The sequence below is a fragment of the Lentzea xinjiangensis genome (assembly GCF_900110955.1).
GTDB classification, from domain to species: domain Bacteria; phylum Actinomycetota; class Actinomycetes; order Mycobacteriales; family Pseudonocardiaceae; genus Lentzea; species Lentzea xinjiangensis.
Genome location: NZ_FOFR01000034.1, coordinates 1 through 17,819, shown reverse-complemented (window position 1 = coordinate 17,819; position 17,819 = coordinate 1). Strand labels below are relative to the sequence as shown.

General features: G+C 71.7%; 15 protein-coding genes. 4 read left to right on the top strand and 11 right to left on the bottom strand.

The window, feature by feature from the left end:
* Positions 1–5: 5 nt before the first annotated feature.
* The 7 genes from asnB to BMW88_RS39155 form a co-directional block, all read right to left on the bottom strand.
* A complete protein-coding gene (asnB, locus tag BMW88_RS39180; protein WP_089961770.1) occupies positions 6–1,991 on the bottom strand; it encodes an asparagine synthase (glutamine-hydrolyzing) in 1,986 nt (661 codons plus the stop codon).
* A gap of 4 nt (positions 1,992–1,995) precedes the next feature.
* Positions 1,996–2,259 carry an acyl carrier protein gene (locus tag BMW88_RS39175; RefSeq protein WP_218148391.1) on the bottom strand — a complete coding sequence of 88 codons (264 nt, stop codon included), beginning with the start codon at positions 2,257–2,259 and terminating at the stop codon, positions 1,996–1,998.
* A complete protein-coding gene (locus tag BMW88_RS42565; protein WP_177221650.1) occupies positions 2,256–3,833 on the bottom strand; it encodes a thioesterase domain-containing protein in 1,578 nt (525 codons plus the stop codon). Before BMW88_RS42565 ends, BMW88_RS39175 begins: the two co-directional genes overlap by 4 nt.
* A 257-nt stretch (positions 3,834–4,090) precedes the next feature.
* Positions 4,091–4,273 carry a hypothetical protein gene (locus tag BMW88_RS41500; RefSeq protein WP_143116484.1) on the bottom strand — a complete coding sequence of 61 codons (183 nt, stop codon included), beginning with the start codon at positions 4,271–4,273 and terminating at the stop codon, positions 4,091–4,093.
* An 84-nt stretch (positions 4,274–4,357) separates the two neighbouring features.
* Positions 4,358–5,365, bottom strand: coding sequence for an ATP-grasp domain-containing protein (locus BMW88_RS39165; protein WP_143116483.1), 1,008 nt, complete (start codon positions 5,363–5,365; stop codon positions 4,358–4,360).
* A 297-nt stretch (positions 5,366–5,662) separates the two neighbouring features.
* The gene (locus tag BMW88_RS39160; RefSeq protein WP_089961762.1) at positions 5,663–8,605 is read right to left on the bottom strand and encodes an AfsR/SARP family transcriptional regulator; all 2,943 of its coding nucleotides are present in this window, start codon (positions 8,603–8,605) and stop codon (positions 5,663–5,665) included.
* An 874-nt stretch (positions 8,606–9,479) separates the two neighbouring features.
* On the bottom strand, positions 9,480–10,541 hold the full coding sequence (locus BMW88_RS39155) for an aldo/keto reductase (RefSeq protein ID WP_089961790.1): 1,062 nt from the start codon (positions 10,539–10,541) through the stop codon (positions 9,480–9,482).
* Positions 10,542–11,446: 905 nt separating this feature from the next.
* On the opposite strand from BMW88_RS39155, the gene BMW88_RS39150 reads away from it, so the two are divergent.
* The 4 genes from BMW88_RS39150 to BMW88_RS39135 are packed head-to-tail and all read left to right on the top strand — an operon-like array spanning position 11,447 to position 14,322.
* Positions 11,447–11,629 (top strand): hypothetical protein, encoded by a 183-nt coding sequence (locus tag BMW88_RS39150; RefSeq protein WP_089961757.1) that lies wholly within the window; start codon positions 11,447–11,449, stop codon positions 11,627–11,629.
* Between the two features lie 49 nt (positions 11,630–11,678).
* Positions 11,679–12,371: a hypothetical protein gene (locus BMW88_RS39145; RefSeq protein WP_143116482.1), complete on the top strand. Its 693-nt coding sequence runs from the start codon at positions 11,679–11,681 to the stop codon at positions 12,369–12,371.
* The gene (locus BMW88_RS39140) at positions 12,368–13,273 is read left to right on the top strand and encodes a DUF6895 family protein (protein WP_089961751.1); all 906 of its coding nucleotides are present in this window, start codon (positions 12,368–12,370) and stop codon (positions 13,271–13,273) included. The genes BMW88_RS39145 and BMW88_RS39140 overlap by 4 nt, the downstream gene beginning before the upstream one ends.
* Positions 13,274–13,281: 8 nt before the next feature.
* Positions 13,282–14,322 carry a serine hydrolase domain-containing protein gene (locus BMW88_RS39135; protein ID WP_218148390.1) on the top strand — a complete coding sequence of 347 codons (1,041 nt, stop codon included), beginning with the start codon at positions 13,282–13,284 and terminating at the stop codon, positions 14,320–14,322.
* On the opposite strand, the gene BMW88_RS39130 is transcribed toward BMW88_RS39135, so the two are convergent.
* The 4 genes from BMW88_RS39130 to BMW88_RS42560 all read right to left on the bottom strand — a co-directional run.
* A complete protein-coding gene (locus BMW88_RS39130) occupies positions 14,291–14,929 on the bottom strand; it encodes a response regulator (RefSeq protein ID WP_089961746.1) in 639 nt (212 codons plus the stop codon). The two genes, BMW88_RS39135 and BMW88_RS39130, sit on opposite strands and share 32 nt — an antisense overlap.
* Positions 14,926–15,846, bottom strand: coding sequence for a sensor histidine kinase (locus tag BMW88_RS39125; protein ID WP_089961744.1), 921 nt, complete (start codon positions 15,844–15,846; stop codon positions 14,926–14,928). Before BMW88_RS39125 ends, BMW88_RS39130 begins: the two co-directional genes overlap by 4 nt.
* The gene (locus BMW88_RS39120; RefSeq protein WP_089961741.1) at positions 15,843–17,180 is read right to left on the bottom strand and encodes a serine hydrolase domain-containing protein; all 1,338 of its coding nucleotides are present in this window, start codon (positions 17,178–17,180) and stop codon (positions 15,843–15,845) included. Before BMW88_RS39120 ends, BMW88_RS39125 begins: the two co-directional genes overlap by 4 nt.
* 160 nt (positions 17,181–17,340) lie before the next feature.
* Positions 17,341–17,819 (bottom strand): hypothetical protein (locus tag BMW88_RS42560; RefSeq protein WP_218148389.1); only part of this gene is annotated, 479 nt, incomplete at its 5' end.

Here is a 17,819-nt window from a genome sequence, read left to right as displayed (position 1 = left end):
CTCGTCTAGTCCTGGCCGTGTCCGGCAGGCAGCGCGCTCGTGCGGCGATCGACCACGTGCAGCCCGGCGCGCAGGGACGAGGCGTCGAACGCCTGCCCGCGTACGAACCAGTGGTGCAGCCAGTAGAGGGAGGCCAGCAGGGTGAACGCCTGGTTCTCCTTGGTGCCGATCCGCTCGGCGGGACCGGTGAAGACGCGGTCGACGAGAGCGCGCGTGAACCGGGGGTCGAGCACTCCGATCGCGTCCAGCGTGGCCTGGTCGGCCAGGACGTCGCGGAACTCCGGCCAGGCGCGCACGAAGGCCGCGCTGTCGGTCGCGCGGTAGGGGAACTTGCCCTTCTCGACGACCTTCCTCGGCAGCACGTCGGCGAAAGCGCGCTTCAGGATGTACTTCTCGTCGAACGGGTCGCCGAAGCGGTGGTTGAGCGACGCGGCCAGGTGCACGACCGCCGGATCGAGGAACGGGCAGCGGTTCTCGACGCCGTGCGCCAGCGCCATCCGGTCGCCCTGGGTGGAGAGCAGGTAGCCGGACAGCAGCGTGCGGAACTCGAGCCACTGCGCCTTGCGCACGGTGTCGAGTCCGGCGTAGCCCGGTTCACCGGCGACCATCCGCTGCGCGGCGGCGAACGGGTCGGTGGCGTCGCGCAGCAGGCGCACGGCGAACCTGCCGTTCTGGAACCGCATCTGGTGCGAGAACAGGCCGGGCAGGCGCTCCTCGGTGAACTGCTGGTAGAGCCCCAGCATGCGGCGGGGAGCGTTCTCCCCGGAGAAGTGCGGGAGGTACGGGTAGGTCCGCGCGATCCGCTCCAGGCGGTCCTGCTCGCTGAGGTCGTGCCAGGCGTCGAGCAGCAGGGCGTCCTTGAAGATGCCGTAGCCCAGGAACGCCTCGTCCGCGCCCTCACCGCTGAGCACCACCTTGATGCCCGCCTCGCGCACCTGCTCGGCGAGCAGGTACATCGGCACGAACGCGGTCCGGAACGCCGGCACCTCCGCGTGCTTGACCGCCGCCGGGAACGCCTGCACGACGTCGCCGTCACGCACGCGCACGGAGTGGTGCCGGGTGCCGAGGTCCGAGGTGAGCGCCGCCTGCTCGGCCGACTCGTCGAACTGGGCGTCGTCGAACTCGATCGAGAACGTCCGCAGCGGGTGCTGCTGCCGCTCTGCCGCCAGGTGGGCGATGATCGACGAGTCGAGCCCGCCGGAGACGTAGACACCGACCTCGACGTCGCTGCGCAGCCGCACGTCAACCGCCGCCGTCAGCTCGGCCCGCACCAGCTCGACCGCGTCCTCCTCGGACTCCGGCGGCAGGCCAGGCTCCAGGTCGAGCGTGGCCCAGCGGCCCCGTTCGACGTCGTCGCCGCGCAGGCACAGGAACTCCCCCATCGGCACCTGCTCGATGTCGCGGTACCCGCTCTGGGCGGGCAGGGGCGTCCAGGTCGCGAAGATCGACGCGAGCTGCCCGGGGTCGAAGGAGAACCGGAACCCCGGGACGGCCAGGAACGCCTTCATCTCGGAGGCGAACAGCCACGCCCCCTCGTGCCGGGCGACGAACAGCGGGCGCTTGCCGAACCGGTCGCGGACGAGCGTGAGCTCCCCGGTCAGCGAGTCGTAGACGGCGAAGGCGAACGCGCCGTTGAACCTCCGCAGGCAGTCGCGGCCCCAGGTGAGCCACGCCTGCAGCACGACCTCGGTGTCGGAGTCGGTGCGGAAGCGCACCCCGAGCCGGCCGAGCTCCGCCCGCAGCTCGCGGTAGTTGTAGAGCTCGCCGTTGTAGCAGAGCCACCACCGGCCGTCCTCGCTGCCGACCGGCTGCGAACCGGAGGCGAGGTCGATGATGCTCAGGCGAACCGTGCCCATCACCACGCGGTCGTCCAGGTAGCACCCGGCCTCGTCGGGGCCGCGGTGCTCGATCTGGCGCAGCATCCCCGCGATCAGGTCGTGGTGACCGGAGAGCTGTCGGGCGCCTCCGTACGCGCCGGCGATTCCACACATGCCGTCACCGACCGTCCACGCCGGACAGCACCTGCGCCTCGACGAACTTCACGATCGCGCTGAGCGAGACCAGCACCGAGTCGAGCATCTGCTCACCGAGCTCGACGCCGTAGCGCTGCTGCACGTGGTTCATCAGCGAGACGTAGCCGAACGAGTCGAGCACCCCTGCCTTGAACAGGTCGGTGTCCTCGGTGATCTCGTCGCCGAAGGTGAACAGCGCCTCGTTCTCCAGGTAGCGCTTCAGCTCAGCGGTCAGCGCGGCGGTCATGGATTCGCTCCTTCGATCAGGTGAGCCAGTTCGGCCCAGTGGGCGCGGATGAAGAAGTGGTCGCCCGGAAACCGGTAGCGGACCAGCGGTTCGGTGGTTTCTCGCTGCCAGGCCACGAGGTCGGCCTCCGTGAACGGCTCTCCGTCACCGGTGACGACCGTGATCGGCACGTCCAGCGGTGCCTCCTCGTGGTGGCGGTACCGGCCGAGCACGGTGAAGTCCGCGCGCAGCACGCGTTCGTAGTGCGCCATGAGGTCCTCGTACTGGCGCAGTTGCCGGGGCACCCCGCCGAGCTGTTCGAGGTGGGCCCAGAAGGCGTCGCCGGTGAGCTGCCAGGTGTCCCGCTCCCGGCTGGGCACCGACGGCCCGCACTCGCCGGAGACGACCAGCCGCACCGGTGCGGGGAGGCCCTCGGCGCGGAGCTGCCGGCACACCCGGAACGCGAGCCGGGCGCCGAGGCTGTGGCCGTAGACGGCGAACGGTTCGTCGCCGTGCTCGCGCAGGTGCTCCCGCACCTGGCCGGTCAGGTCCGCGACGAGCGCCTCCGGGTCGGAGACGAGCGGCGCCGAGTAGCGGCGTCCGCGGCCGGGCCGCTCCAGCGGCACCAGCTCGACGTCGCGCAGGTGCTCGCCCAGCGGCCGGTAGGAGTTCTCGTCACCGCCCGCGAACGCGACGGTGAACACCCGGCGCGGTTTCGGCACCGGTGGCACCGGCGCCGTCTCGATCTGCCGCACCATCCTGGTCAGGAGGCCGTTCCCGCCGACTTCCCGGAACCGCTCGGCAGGCAGCCGGCGGAGCACCGCGAGGACGCTGTCCGACCAGCGCACCGCACCGTCGAGCTGGGCGGACAACGTGCTCGCCACCTCGCCGTCGCGGTACGGCCGCGCGGTCGCGTTGGCGATCACCGTCCTGGCGAGCGGCGCGAACCGGAACCCGCGCAGGAACGCCGCGAACTCCTCCCGCGCGGACCTCATGTACCGCGAGTGGAAGGCGGCGGACACGCGCACCGGAGCCACCCGCAACCCCTGTGCCGCCAGGATTTCGCGAGCCCGGTCGATGTCCGCGACCGGACCGGAGAGCACGTTCTGGGACGGCGTGTTGCGGTTCGCCACGTCCAGGGTCGTGAGCTCGTTCTCGGCGAGCAGTTCTTCGAGTCGTTGCACCGAAGCGCCCACCACGGCGAGCATCGCGCCGCCTCGCTCGGCCCCCATCAGCGCGGAGCGCTGCGCCACCAGCTTCACGCCGGTCTCGAAGTCGAACGCCCCCGCGGCGAGCAACGCGTTGTACTCGCCGAGACTGTGCCCGAGCAGCACGTCGGCCGGCGGCTCACCGCGGTCGACGCTGTCCCAATAGGACAGCGCGTTGACCACGAAGATCGCGGGCTGCGTGTAGCGGGTGTCGTCGAGGCGGCCGTCGGGGTCTTCGAGGCACAGCCGCGCGACGTCGTAACCGAGGACGTCACCGGCGAGCGCGACGGCTTCGGGGTACCGGTCGAACAGCCCCGCCCCCATCCCCTTGGCCTGGGTCCCCTGGCCGGGGAAGAGTGCGACGCCACCTCCGTGCGTGACAGGCATTGCGGCTCCGCTTCTCGGATCGGTCCTTCTCGCAAGAAGCCTTTTCCCGGACGCGGGAAAGGCGCCCGGCTCCACCGGCCGGGCGAATGAGATCCGTTGATCGTGCACAGCACCGACAGCGGTCCCGACTTGCGTCGTACCGGCTGGAAACCCGCGGCCGCCCTGGTGCGCGAGGGACGGCCGCGATGGGAACGGAAGAACGTGCCCGGCGATCAGCAGTGATCAGCCGGCTGCCGGAGTGGCCCGGCGACGAGGGTTCAGGACGCGGTCAGGACCGGGGCGGTCGCGGCCGCCGCGGTGGACGACGGAACCGAGTTGGGCCCTTCGACCCCGGAGCCGGCGCCGACACCGCCGAGAGCGACGACGGCTGCGACGCCCAGTCCCATTCCGGTGTCGCGCACCATGACGGCGACACGCTTCGCAGTTGCGTTCTTCAGCACTTTGTCCCTCCCGTTTTCTCGACCAGGACAACTGTGGCAGCCGCGGTTCCCGATCCGTTCCTCCCGGGGATACCGCTCCAGTACCTACCCGGTTCCGCCTGGCCGGCGGGGCGCCGGTCGGGGATCGGGGGCGTGCCCCGCGTGCCGGGCGCGGTCCAGCAGCGCTTCGACGGTTCCCGGTGTCGGTCCCTCGGCCACCACGTACGAAGCGCCGCCGGCGTCACCCGCCCGCGGACGGGGCTGCTCCGCACCCGCGTACCAGGAGGCGCTCCGCGGGCGCGCCCGCGCCCCCGCCAAGGCCCGCAACAGCTCGGTCTGCACGTCGATGCCCGACACGGTCTCGATCAACCTGGTGACCGTCCTGGTCCCGAACCCTGGCCGGACGCTGACGACGCGAGGACCTCTGTCGGACAGCACCAACGTCGTCTCCGCGGGACCGAACTCGTAGCCGACCAGGTCGAGGACGGCCATGGCGGACGCGCGGGCCTCGCATGCCAGCGCCTCGTCCAGTTCCGCCGGGTGCAGGTACCGCACTCCGCCACCCGTCGTCCACTTGGCCGTGACACCGACGACGCGGTGCATCCCGTCCAGGGTCACCGTGGTGATCACGACCCGCGGGCCGACGACGAACTCCTCGACCTCGACCGGTCCGGGTTCGCCTCCACCCAGCCACTCCGCCAGCTCGGCACCGCGGCGCAGCACGACCTCGTCGCACCACCCCGACCTGATCACCACCGGCAGGCCGATCCTCGCGACGGTCTCGGCGATGTCCGCACCGGTGGCGGTGCGGCGGCGGATCATCGGGTACCGGCTCGTTGCCAGCACCTCCGCGAGCCTGCGGTCCTCGGCCAGGACGTGCGCGGCACGGGCGGCGTCCGGAACCGCCTGGGTGGCGGGGAATCCGTCGGCGGTGAGGACGTGGGTGATGCGGTGGTTCCGGACGACGCTCGCGACAGTCCGCGCCACGGCGTCCCCGTCGCCGGCGTCGACCACGTCGGTCCGGCCGGCCGCGAGCGACTCGAAGGAGCGCCGCTCGTCCTCCGCCACCACCAGCCGCAGGTCGACGCCGCTGCGCACAGCCTTGCGCGCCAAGGAGACAGTCGGGAAACAGAGCAGCAGCCGTACGTCCGCGCTCATCTCCGCCTCGCACTTCCGGCCCCGTCGGACCGCGTGCTCGCCCACCGCCGTCTCATCGTCGCGTTCCGCGGCAGACCGGTGCGGCACAGCGCGTCGCCAAGGCCACCTCAACTGTTGACTCTGCTTCCGCGTCAGGATGCCCGCGGTGAATACCGATTCGTTCCCACCGGAACTCCGGCGGGAACGACCTCCGCGCCGGTCACCACTCCGCGTCAGGCGGTGCGCCGGACGGGGTGGAGCACTCGGCGACGGTCAAAAACGAGCGTATCCGGGGATACCGAGGCTTTCGTACAGGTCGTCCGCCCGCTGCGCGAACGAACGGGCCTGTTCGTCCTCTCCCCTCCGTTCGCAGATCTCGGCCAGACCCGCCAGCGCCCGCGCTTCCTCGACCCGGCACCCGATCTGCACGGCCAGCGCGAGCGCACGCTCGTGCAACGCCCGCGCCTCAGCCAGTTCCGACTGAACCCGGTGCAGGCGGGCGGACAGGTTGCTGATGACGATGCTCCGCAGCGGTGTCCACCGCACCTCCTGGTGCCCCAGCCCGAACGCGGCGAACTGGCGGGCCTCGGCCGTGCGGCCCTGGCGGTGGGCCACCAGCGCCGAAAGGACGTACACGAGCGCGATGTCACCGGGTACGCCGGCGGTCTCGGTGAGTTCGCGCGCGGTGACCAGCAGCTCGTCCGCCTCGGCCACGTCGCCCATGGCGAGGCGGGTCATCGCGAGGTAGGCGAGCGTGACGACCTCGTTCTCCCGGACGCCGAGCTCGCGGTTGAGCAGCAGGGCGCGCTCGGTGGCGGCGATGGCCTCGGCGTACTCACCCCGCTGCTCGTGCAGGGTGCCGAGGTTGACCAGCGACTCCGCCTCCGCGCGCCCGGCACCGAGCTCCCGCTTGATCCGGATGGACTCCTCCAGCAGCGGCCGGGCCTCGTCGTACTGCCCCGACGTGAGCATGAGCAGGCCGAGCACCCCGGTGTCCTTCGCCACGCCCCTTCGGTCACCCGTCGCCGTCGCGACGGCCAGTGCCTCCGACACGGCCTCGATCCCCGCCGCCACGCGGCCGAGCTTCCAGTCGGCCACGGCCAGGTTCGACAGGCTGAGGCGGAGCAGCTCGGCGTCCCCGATCTTCCGCGACGAGATCACCGCGAGCCGCGCCACCTCGGCGAACTCCTCGAACAACCCGTCGGCGTCCAGCAGGAACACGACGTTGCGGGCCAGCCGGGCGACCTGGCTGTCGAACCCGCGCTCGTGCGCCAGCACCAGCGCGTCCCGCAACGTGGCCTGCTCGCGGTAGGTCCACTTGCGAGCGGCCTCGGCGGTCGCCATCCGCGGGAGCTCGAACTCCTCGGTGGCCGGTGCGCCGCGCAGCTCCGCCCTGCCGGGGAAGAGCACGTCGCACGCGTGGTCGGTGGCACGCACGTAGTACTCGAGCAGGCGGACGAACGCGGCCCGCGCCTCCGCCAGCACCTCTTCCCGGCTCTCGGCGTGGGTGAGCTGGCGCACGAAACTGCGGACCAGGTCGTGGAAGGTGTAGCAGCCGATCTCGTGCTGCTGGAGCATGTGCGCGTCGAGCAGCACCTCGAGGACGGCTTCGGCGTTGACCGCCGACATGCCCAGCAGCGCCGCCGACGAGTACACGTCGACGTCGCGGCCGGGGCTGACGCCGAGCATGCGGAAAGCGGTGCGGTGCCGCGACGCGAGGCCTTCGTAGGACATCCGCAGCGACAGGTCCACGCCGCGCTCGCCCGACTTGAGCTCGTCCAGGAGCCGGGACTCGTCGCTCATCCGGTCGACGAGGTAGCTGATCGGCCATCTCGGCCGGTTGCCGAGCCGGCTGAGCGCGATCCGCAGCGCGAGGGGCAGGTGACCGCACAGCTCGACGAGCTCGGCCACCGCCTCGGGCTCGGCGGCGGCGCGGCGGCTGCCCAGCACCTGGGCCGCCATCGCGGCGCCGTCCTCGTTCGTCATCGTGCCCAGGGTCAGCCAGTGCGCGCCGTCGAGGTCGATGAGCCGCGTCCGGCTGGTGATCAGGACCAGCGCGTGCGCGCTCCGCGGTAGCAGCGGCAGCACCTGGGCGACGTCGCAGACGTTGTCCAGCAGGACGAGCAGCCGGCGTTCCGTCGTCATCGTCCGCCAGAGGGCGATCCGCGCGTCGGCCTCCGACGGCAGGGCGTCGGCCTCCACGCCGAGCATGCCCAGCAGCTTCTCGGCGGCGGCTTGCGGCGACACCGCGGTGCCACCGGCCGTGTAACCGTGGAGGTCGAGGGCGAGCTGCCCGTCCGGGTAGTGGTCGGCCACCAGGTAGGCGAAGCGCACGGCCAGCGACGTCTTGCCCACGCCGCCCATGCCGTCGATCGCGACGACCCGCGGTCCCTGGCCCACCGGCCGGCCGAGGATGCCCTGCAACGTGGCGAGCTCGGTCTCCCTGCCGATGAAGTCCGCGAGGTCGTAGGGCAACGTGCGCAGGGCCGTCGCCTGGGCCGGCTTGGCGGCGGCGCGAGCCGGGCCCTCGAGCGCCGGTGTCTCCTCCGGCCCCGGCACGCCCAACGTCGGGTCGTTGCAGAGGATGCGCTCGTACAAAGTCGAGAGCTCACGGCCGGGGTCGATCCCGAGCTCCTCCGCCAGCAACCGGCTGACCTGCTGGTACTCGTTGAGCGCGTGCGCCTGCCGTCCGCAGCGGTACAGGGCCAGCATGAGCTGGGAGCGCAGCTTCTCCCGCAGCGGGCTGGCCGCGACGTGCTCCCGCAGCTCACCCACGAGCTCCCGGGACTCACCCCGCCGCAGGCGCAGGTCGGTGAGCTGTTCGACCGCGTCGAGGTAGCGCTCCCACAGCGCCACGTCCGCCGCCTGGATGGCCTGCCCGCCGCTGCCCGCGAGCACCGCTCCCCGTCTCAGGGCGACGGCTTCCTGCAGGTGCGCCGCCGCTTCCTCCCAGCTCTGCCGGGAGGTCGCCTTCCCCGCCTTTTCCAGCAGGTCCAGGAACACCTTGAGGTCGAGCTGCTCGACCGACAGCTCGACCCGGTAACCCGGTCCCTCGGTCAGGATCACCTCCCCGCCGCGGGGGATCAGCTGCCGCAGCCGGGCGACCGCCTTCCTCACCTGGTGGGCGGCGGTGGCGGGCGGTTCCACGTCCCACACGAAGTCGATCAGCTGCGAGACCGACATGACCTGCCCCGCGTCGAGCAGCAGAGCGACCATGACGCGTTCCTGCACAGGACCGCCGAGGTGGATCCGCCGATCACCCGACCAGCACTCCAGCGAACCGAGGAGGTTGATCCGCAGGTCTTGTCTTCCCGCGGGTCGCGCAGCCGACGAAGGACCCTTCGACGTGCTGGTCACATCGCCACCCCACTCAGGTCGAACCCCGCGCCGAAAGCGCGTTTTTGATCCAGGAGACGGTGAGCGAACAACTATTTCACCCACCTCGAGCACATCGAATTCGAGGTTGCTCGGCCCGTGTCGTTCGGGCACCACCACAACACAATACAGATCGACGCCCTATGCGAACAGCCTCGCCGCCGCCACACCAAATGAGACGCTCACGAAAACCTCACACGCCCCACCAGGCACGGGGTGCCGCACAATTAATACCTCAAGAAGAGACCGGCATGTCACCAGTTCCTCACCTCGGTACCCGAATCCTGGTAGGACACCTAAAGAGCGGTCCGGCCGCCGCTGGGACCTCGGCCGGTGTTCCTGACGAGGCAGAACGCCTCGACCGCAGGTCCGCGGTCACGAGCGGTTCCCCGGCGCCGATCCGGCGGGACCAGCACGAGCCGACAACGTCCGCGGCCGGTCCACCCCGGTTCCACGCGCACACCGGGGCAGTGATCGCAATGCCATGAGAACAATCGAGCGAATTTCACCCGTCCGGCCGCTCACACCAGTCAGCCGCCCCCTGCTCCACACCGTTCACCTCGATGACTTCAGCGATTCTTCTTCGTCAAACGTGAACAGCCACGTACCCGTGCACCTTTCTGCTTATCATCGACTCCACCGAGCACGACAGCCCGTACCACGACCGTTCAGAAGCCGAGTGCCGATTTTCCGATCCTCGCGGGCATGGGCAGGATCAGGACGTGGGTGCGGTCCGGGCACCCCAGAGGTCCACCGGCTCCCAGCGGTCCGCGCCCTGGGTGTCGAGCATCCAGCCCGGGTACTCGGGCGGCAGCTCGCTGACCTCGTCCAGGCGGCGGATCTCGTCCTCGCCGAGGACGACGTCGACCGCGGCCAGGTTGTCCTCGATCTGGGTGAGCCGCCGGGCGCCGATGAGCACCGACGTCACCGCGGGGCGGGTGAGCAGCCAGGCGAGCGCGACCCGCGCCGGCGTGCACCCGTGGTCGCGGGCGATCGGCCCCAGCACGTCCAGCACCCGCCAGGCCCGTTCCTCGTCGACGACGGGGAAGTCCAGCCCCGACCGCCGCGCCCCGGCCGGGTCCTGCTCGTCGCGGCTGAACTTGCCCGGCAGCAGGCCACCGGCCAGCGGGCTCCACACCAGCAGCCCCAGCCGCTCCTCGTCGAGCAGCGGGACGATCTCCCGTTCGACGTCCCGTCCGGCCGGCGAGTAGTAGGACTGCACGGTGTCGACGGGCGCCAGGCCGAGGCGGTCGGAGATCCCCAGGGCCTTCGCGATCCGCCAAGCGTTCCAGTTCGACACGCCGACGTAGCGGACCTTGCCCTGCCGGACGAGGTCGTCCAGGGCGCGCAGCGTCTCCTCGAGCGGAGTCAAGCGGTCGGTCGCGTGAATCTGGTACAGGTCGATGTGGTCGGTCCGCAAACGACGCAGACTCGCCTCGACGGCGTCCATGATGTGCCCGCGCGAGGCTCCGACATCGTTCCGCCCCGGCCCCGTCCGGCTGTAGACCTTGGTCGCGATGACGTAGTCGTGCCGCCGGATCCCGAGGTCCCGGAACGCTTGGCCGAGAGTCGCCTCGCTCTGTCCCCCTGAGTACACGTCAGCGGTGTCCAAGAAGTTGACGCCACCGTCCAGCGCCGTCCTGACCAGTTCGTTCGCGCCGCTCTGGTCGACCTCACCGATGTGCTCGTACACGCCGCTGCCGCCGCTGAAGGTCATCGTGCCCAGGCAGAGCTGGGAGACGATCAGCCCGGTGTCGCCCAGCGTTTTGTACTTCATGGTGTCGTTCCTCATTTCTTCGCTTGAGCGCGCATTTCTTCCGCGGGGCAGGGCGCGATGACCGCGCGGTTGCCTCTACGGGATGTCGGGTTCAGCTCCGGCGAGCTGCCACGATCGCCGGCTTCGTGCTCGTGTCCGTTCTCTGAAAACCGTAAAAGCAGCGCACGGACACAGGGAGGGTGTGCCGCACCCTCCATCGCACGGCGGACCGTCAGAGCTGATGCCAGCCCTGACGGTCCCTTATGGATGATCAGACAGTCGGATCACATCGGCGATGCGTTCCGGCGCGGAGAACTTCCCGGACGAATATCCACGGAGGACGTTTCAGTTCCCGACCAACCCCGCCGTTCACGCACGAACCAGCCGGTCACACCCGCGGGCGGAGTTCGTGTTCGACGTCGGAACGGGGGTTGGATCCGGTCGTTCGTAGATCTTTTCCTTCTCCGGCCTGCCAGGCCGACTCGCTCGAGGGCCTCCCTCCGGCGGGTCGAGTGGCCACGCCGGGTGGTGCGAGCCAGCCGCAGGTTCTCCTCGACCGTCGCGTCCCCGATCAGAGCGAGGGCCTGCACCGGGTATCCGATGTGGTCGCGCCTCAGCGGCGAGCCCGTGAACCGGACCGTCCGCCGGGACGTCACCCATCCGGCCCAAACGACCACCGCGCCCGGCCGGGGTCGCAGCCTCGCCATCTCGCCGATGTTCGTTCTCGCAATGGATCTACAACCGCACGGGCACTCATTTGGCGCCACGAAGCCCTTCCCATCGCGGCCTTGTCACCCACAGAGGTGGTACAGGCCCGATTCGGCACTTGCGAGCGGTCAAGGACGGCCGATTGTGCTGCACTCGGTTGGCAAGCAACCACAGGCCGCCATGACGGCAACGCCGTGGCGTACATGAAGGAGGCTTCAATGACTGTCCACACCTCGGCCCGTCCGGTCCTCGCACCGGCGGACCTCGCGGCGCTCAGCACGCTGGTGGCGGAGCCGGAATCCGCTGTCGCCGATCCGCCGCTGCCCGAACCGAACGCCGCGGGCGTGCTCCTGCTGGGGCTGCTGCTCTCCCCCTCGACACCGAAGGAGCCGCGGAAGTAGGCAGCCGCCGTCCAGGACCATGCGGAGGTGATCGGTGACGGGAGGGTCTGTGGACGCGTCGACTTGCGCGCGCGGCGCTGCGGATCTGGCCGGTCGGGTGCTCGGCGCGCTGCGCGATGGCAGCGCCGCGGACCTGGCCGACTTCCTCGACTCGTGCGTCGACGCGACCGCCGGTCTCGCGGCGGTGCGGCTGGTGGGCGCGGACGTCTTCCTGCCGCACCTGGTGCTGGACCGTCCACTGGGTACCCGCGATGCCGACGTGGTCGTCGCGTCGTTCGAGATCTTGCCATCGGTCACCGCGCCGGCCACGGCGGAGCAGCGGGTGATGGCCTGGCACGACTGGTCGACCGCCCGGCTGCTGGCGGGCCTCACCGGTGCCGTGCCCGTCGCGACACCGGAGGACCCGGCCGCCGTGCTCGGCCCGGTCGAGCAGTGGGCGCGCTGGTCGGTCGCGGTGGCCCAGTTGTCGTCGTCGGCACACCCCGGCGCGACCGGCCCCGTCGTGGACGCCGTCGCGGCGCAGCCGCTGGCGCTGTGCCGAGGGGTCGTGCGGAGCGTGCTGCGCCGCGACTTCGCCACCGCGAGCCGCCTGACCCGCTGGATCTGCCTGCTGCACGCCACAGGCGTGGGACTTCCGCTGGACCCGGTGCTGCTGCTCGCGCACGTCGAGTCGCGAGCCGGCGCGGAGCCCCGCCGGCTGCTGGACCTGGCCGCCGCCCGTCATCTGGTGCGGTCGACGTGAACACCGTCGTCCACACCGCCCACAACGTCACGGCACGCGCGCTCGGCTGGTTGCACGCCAACCGCGACCTGGGCGCGTTCGACGACGACGCCACCGCCGACCTCAACGACCCCGACGGCGTCTACAAGCCGCTGTGCGAGCTCGCGCTGGCGTCGTCGCTGGTGCTGCGCGAGGGCGTGGCGGGCACGGCGGAGCTGCGGGCGGCGCGCGAACTGCTGGAGTTCTCCTGGCGGCAGCTGCGCCGGGGAGACCTGCTCTACGAGCGCCAGCTGCGGCACGTCCTGCTCACCGACCCGCTGGAGACCTACGCCCACCACGCCCGCGGCGGCCTGCGCCACGAGGCGCTGGAGCAACTGCTCGCACAGGACTCGGCCACGGACTCCATGACGGAAGTGGTGCCCAACCGCCGGCTGGCCGTGGCCAACGCCCACCGCGTGGTGGGCCTGCCCCGCGACGACGATCCGCAGGACATGCTCCGGCAGACGTGGCTGGGCCGCACACCGCAGCCCTGGGCGTTGGACTGGTACACCGCCTACCACATGACCCACGCCGTGTTCCACGTGACCGACTGGGGCGCGCTGCCGGGTGAACTGCCGCCCGACGTGGCCGAGTACCTGCGGAACTGGCTGCCGGCCTGGTTCGAGGTGTGGGCCGAGGCGGGGCAGTGGGACCTGATCGGTGAACTGCTGATCGTGGGCGCGTGCCTGCCCGAGCCGTGGTGCGAGCCGGCGCGGTGGGAGCTGTTCGCCGGCCTCCAGCACGCCGACGGGCTCGTGCCGCGGGACACCGAACCGGTCGACGACGAGCCGCTGCGGCGCTTCCACGACCACCAGCACACCGCCGTGGTGGCCGCCATCGCCGGCACGCTGACCACGTCCCGCCTGCTCGGCGGCAGCACGTGAGGGACCTCGTGGAGCACCTTCCGGCCGCCGCGCCCGGAGCCACGGGAGCCGCGGTCGCCGTCCGGCAGGGCGGCCGGGAGCTGGTCCTGGTCGGCGGCACGACCGGCCGTCACGACCCGCGGCCCGTGACCGGACGCACCCGCTTCGAGCTCGGTTCGCTGACCAAGGCGTTCACCGGCCTGCTGCTGGCCGAGATGGCCGACCGGGCGGAGGTGGACCTGCACGATCCCGTCCGGCACCACCTGCCGCCGGGAGCGGCACCCCGGCTGGGCCGTGGGGTCACCCTGGCGAGCCTGGCCACCCACACCTCCGGCCTGCCACGCCTGCCACCCGGCCTGTGGCGGGCAGCGCTGCCCCACTGGCGCACCAACCCCTACCGGGACTTCGGCGCCGGCGACTTCGCCGCGGCGCTGCGCCGGACCCGGCCGGAACCACCCGGCCGGTACCGCTACTCGAACTTCGGCGTGGCACTGCTGGGGCAGGCCCTGGCCAATGCCGCCGATCTGCCCTACGAACGGCTGCTGGCCGACCGCGTGCTGCGCCCGATCGGCCTGCCCGACACCGGCTTCTCCGCGTCCGGGCAGGTCACCGGGCACCTGCGCGGACGTCCCCTGCCGCCGTGGGAGGTACCGGGCCTGCCCGCCGCCGGAGGGCTGCGCTCGTCGGCGTCCGACCTGCTGCGCTACCTGACCGCCCACCTGTCCCCGCCGTCCACCTCCCCACTGGGAAGAGCCTGCCGCGAGGTCGCCCGGCCGCGAGCGCAGGCCGGTGACCACGAGGTGGGCCTGGTGTGGAACCTGCGGTGCCGGTCCGGCCGTGAGCTGCTGTTCCACTCCGGCGGTACCCGTGGCTGCACGGCGTTCGCCGCGTTCAGCCCGAGCACCGCAACCGCGTTACTGGCACTGGTCAACGCCGGTCCGACGGTGGGCAGCCGGTTCGTGCAACGCTCCTACGAGGCGGCGTGGGCCCTGGTGGAACGTGCCGGCACAGCCCGACCGGCCGAAGCGGTGACTACGGTCATTCCGTCATCCCCGCCTCGTACGCGGTGATGGCTGCCTGCACGCGGTTCTGCACGTCCAGCCTGCGCAGGATCGCCGACAGGTGCGCCTTCACCGTGCCCTCCGCCAGGTGCAGGCGCGCCGCGATCTCCTGGTTCGACAGGCCGTGCCCGACGAGGGCCAGCACGTCCCGCTCGCGCGGGGTCAGCGCCTCCACCTTGCGCTTCGCCGCCGCCGGGCGCGTCAGTCCCGGCCGCAGGCCGGCGAGGACGCGGCGGGCGACCCGCGGTGACAGGTACGCGGCACCGTCGGCGACCGCCCGTACCGCGATCAGCAGCTCCCGCGGGTCCGCTGCCTTGAGCAGGAAGCCGCTCGCGCCGTCCTCCAGGGCCTGTGCCACGTACTCGTCCTCGTCGAACGTCGTCAGCATCACCACCGGGGCGACGTCGCGCAGCTCGCGGGCCGCGGCGAGGCCGTCGAGGTGCGGCATGCGGATGTCCATCAGCACGACGTCCGGCTGGTGCGCGTGCGTCAGCTCCACCGCCGCGCGCCCGTCGGCCGCCTCCGCCACCACGGCGACCTCCGGATCCGTCGCCAGCACCGCCGCCAGGCCCGCCCTGATCATGGCCTCGTCGTCGGCCAGCAGCACCCTGATCACGTCAGCGGCACCCGTGCGACCAGCGTGAACAGCCCGTGCTCCGCTGTCACCGCCAGCTCGCCACCCAGCAGCCGAAGCCGCTCCGCCAACGCCGCGAGGCCGCTGCCCCTGCCGACCCGGCCCGTCAACGGGTTCCCGACCTCCAGCGTCACCAGCCGCTCCGCGACCGTCAGCGTCATCGTCACCGGCTGGCCGGGCGCGTGGCGGGCCGCGTTCGTCAGCGCCTCCCGCGCGACCCGGCGCACGGCCTGGTCCACCACGTCCGGCAGGTCGGCGAGCCCGTCGACGGTCACGGACATGCCCGCGTCCCGCGCGTTCGCCACCAGGACCGCGACCGGCGGCACGTCGTCCCGTTCCCGCAGCATCGCGATCGACTGCCGCAACCGGTCCGTCGCCGCCACCGCCGACGCCCGCACCGCACCCGCCGTGCGGGTGTCCTCATCGGACAGCTTCGGTGACAGTTCGAGCGCACCCGCGCGCAACGCGATCAGCGCGAGGTCGTGGCCGAGCGAGTCGTGCAGCTCCGCCGCGAGCCTGCCCCGCTCCTGCAGCCGCGCCCGCTCGGCGACGTGCTCCTGCTCGCGCTCGAGCTGGCGCACCCGCTCCTGCTCGGCCGCGATCAGCAGCGCCTGCTGCCGCCGGTACCGCCCGGCGAGCCACGGCAGCACGACCGTGATCACCATGACGACCAGCACCGTCGGCACCTCGGTGAGGTCCAGGAGAGCCACGGCCGCCGTGCCCGCGAGCGCGACCCCGGTGAGGACCTGCCAGCCGAAGCGGGCGTCGACGTGCCTGCCGTGCAGGTACGCGAGCACCGCCAGCACCACCCAGGCGCACACCTGCCACACCGGCAGGCCGCCGTCCTCCGTGCCCAGTCCGCCGGCCAAGCCGAGCACGGCGAGGATCCCGAGGCTCACCGGACCGACACTAGCCGGACGACCCGTGCCGTGAGCACGGCGAGCCCGGCCAGCGCGGCGGCGGCGAGCGTGACCGTGAGCGACAGCGCGAAGTACCCGAGCTGCGCCCACAGCACCGTCCGGCCCGAGCTGACGAACGACACGACCTGCGGGTAGAACGCGAACAGCACCACGGGCAGCCCCACGACCACCAGCCGCACGGCCGTCAGCCACGAGCGCCGCCCGCGCCTGCGTTCCGCCCAGCGCCGCGCCCGCACCACCCCGAGCACACCGAGCGCGACGGCCAGGAGCCCGGTGGCGGCGAGCACCAGGTCGACGAGCTGCCGTGGGCTGCCGGGCTCCGCCGGTGCCCCACCGCGGCTCAGCGCGATCAGCCCGTCGAGGATCGTGCCGGTGTCGTCGACGAGCGCGGCGCCGTTGGTCATCACGGCGTAGCCGTAGCCGCTCTTGGGGTCGATGGCCTGAATTGCGTTGTAGGTCCACAGGTTGCCGCTGTGCACGAGCAGGCCGTTGCCGTCGGGATGCCAGCCCATGCCGTAGTCGTGCACGTCGGACGGCCCGTGCATGGTGTCGAGCGACTCGGTGGCGAACGGGCCGTGGCCGTTCTGCGCGATGAGCCAGCGGCCCATGTCGTGCGCGGTCGTGATCATCGTGCCCGACCCGCCGACCGCCGGACCGTCATCCAGCTCGGGCCTGTTCAGCCAGACGCCGTACAGCGAGTTGAAGCCGTTCGGCGCGTCGCCGCCCGCCCGGCTGTCGTGCATGCCGAGCGGCTCGAACACGTGCCGGCGCAGGTAGTCCTCGTAGGACTGACCGGAGACCACCTCGACCAGCCGGGCGGCGACGTTGTGGTTGACGTTGCTGTAGGCGAACCGCGTGCCCGGCCCGGCGGCGTCGACGGGTGGCAGGAGGTCGACGTACTCGGCGAGGGTCCGCGCCTCGGTCAGCCGTCCGATGTCGACGGAGTCGTCGGAGATGCCGGAGGTCTGGTTCAGCAGGCGGCGCACCGTGATGCGCGGCGGGAGCTGCGGGAGGTGGTCGTGCACCTCGTCGTCCAGCCCGACGCGGCCGTCCTCGACGAGCGTCATCACCGCGGCGGCGGTGAACGACTTGCTGACCGACGCCACCCGCATCGGCGTGTTCTCGGTGACGGCACCGCCGTGCGCGTCGTGCCCGGCGCCAGTGGCGTGCACGACCTTGTGGCCGTGGGTGACGACGACCGAGACGCCGGGCAGCCCGGTCGAGTCGAGCACCCGGTCCAGGTAGGTGTCGATCGATACCGGCGTGGGGGCGGGCAGGAGGCCCAGCACCAGTCCGGTCACGAGTGTCCTCATGGCCCGGAACGCTAGGGATCGGCAGGTCAGCGACGGATCTGCCGATCGACCACGGTGACCCCCACCGATCGTCGGGGGTCACCGTGGTGGGTGGTTCAGCCCGTCCGGCCGCGCCGTTCCCCGCACGAAGCCGCGCTCCCGCGGGTGGGTGGCTTGGACCTCATCGGCGACCGAGGCCCAGACCCACGTCGATGCCGAGGTCCAGGTCCAGGCCGAGCAGGCCGCCCTGCCAGGTCCGGAACGAGCCGCAGGCGGCCGGCGAGGTGGCCTCCAGGGGCAGGGACGGGTCCAGGTCGCTGGGTGCGCTGCCGTCGTAGGCGCCGCTGCGGTTCGGGTCGATGCCGTGCACGACCAGAACCGCCTTGCCGTTGCGGATGTTGCTCGCGACGTCGGCGGTCACGGTGATGCTGCGCCGGTAGTCGTAGGAGGTGCCGCCGGGCGCCGGGAAGCGGTCGACGGCCAGGCCGCTGGCGGGGCTGGTGTCGCCGCTCGTCGTCAGCGAGGTGCCGATGTGGCCGTAGAAGGGATGGCCTTCGGTGGTGTTGACGATGCCGTCACCGCTGGTGTCGGCGCGTTGGGACGGGCAACGCCCCTGTGCGCCGATGTGGATGTGCTGTGCGTGCGGGGCGTCGGCGAGCA

Excerpts from the sequence above, each read along its gene's own strand:
- asnB (WP_089961770.1), bottom strand. The coding sequence starts at position 1,991 with ATGTGTGGAATCGCCGGCGCGTACGGAGGCGCCCGACAGCTCTCCGGT.
- BMW88_RS39175 (WP_218148391.1), bottom strand. The coding sequence starts at position 2,259 with ATGACCGCCGCGCTGACCGCTGAGCTGAAGCGCTACCTGGAGAACGAG.
- BMW88_RS42565 (WP_177221650.1), bottom strand. The coding sequence starts at position 3,833 with ATGCCTGTCACGCACGGAGGTGGCGTCGCACTCTTCCCCGGCCAGGGG.
- BMW88_RS39160 (WP_089961762.1), bottom strand. The coding sequence starts at position 8,605 with ATGGTCGCTCTGCTGCTCGACGCGGGGCAGGTCATGTCGGTCTCGCAG.
- BMW88_RS39155 (WP_089961790.1), bottom strand. The coding sequence starts at position 10,541 with ATGAAGTACAAAACGCTGGGCGACACCGGGCTGATCGTCTCCCAGCTC.
- BMW88_RS39150 (WP_089961757.1), top strand. The coding sequence starts at position 11,447 with ATGACTGTCCACACCTCGGCCCGTCCGGTCCTCGCACCGGCGGACCTC.
- BMW88_RS39120 (WP_089961741.1), bottom strand. The coding sequence starts at position 17,180 with ATGAGGACACTCGTGACCGGACTGGTGCTGGGCCTCCTGCCCGCCCCC.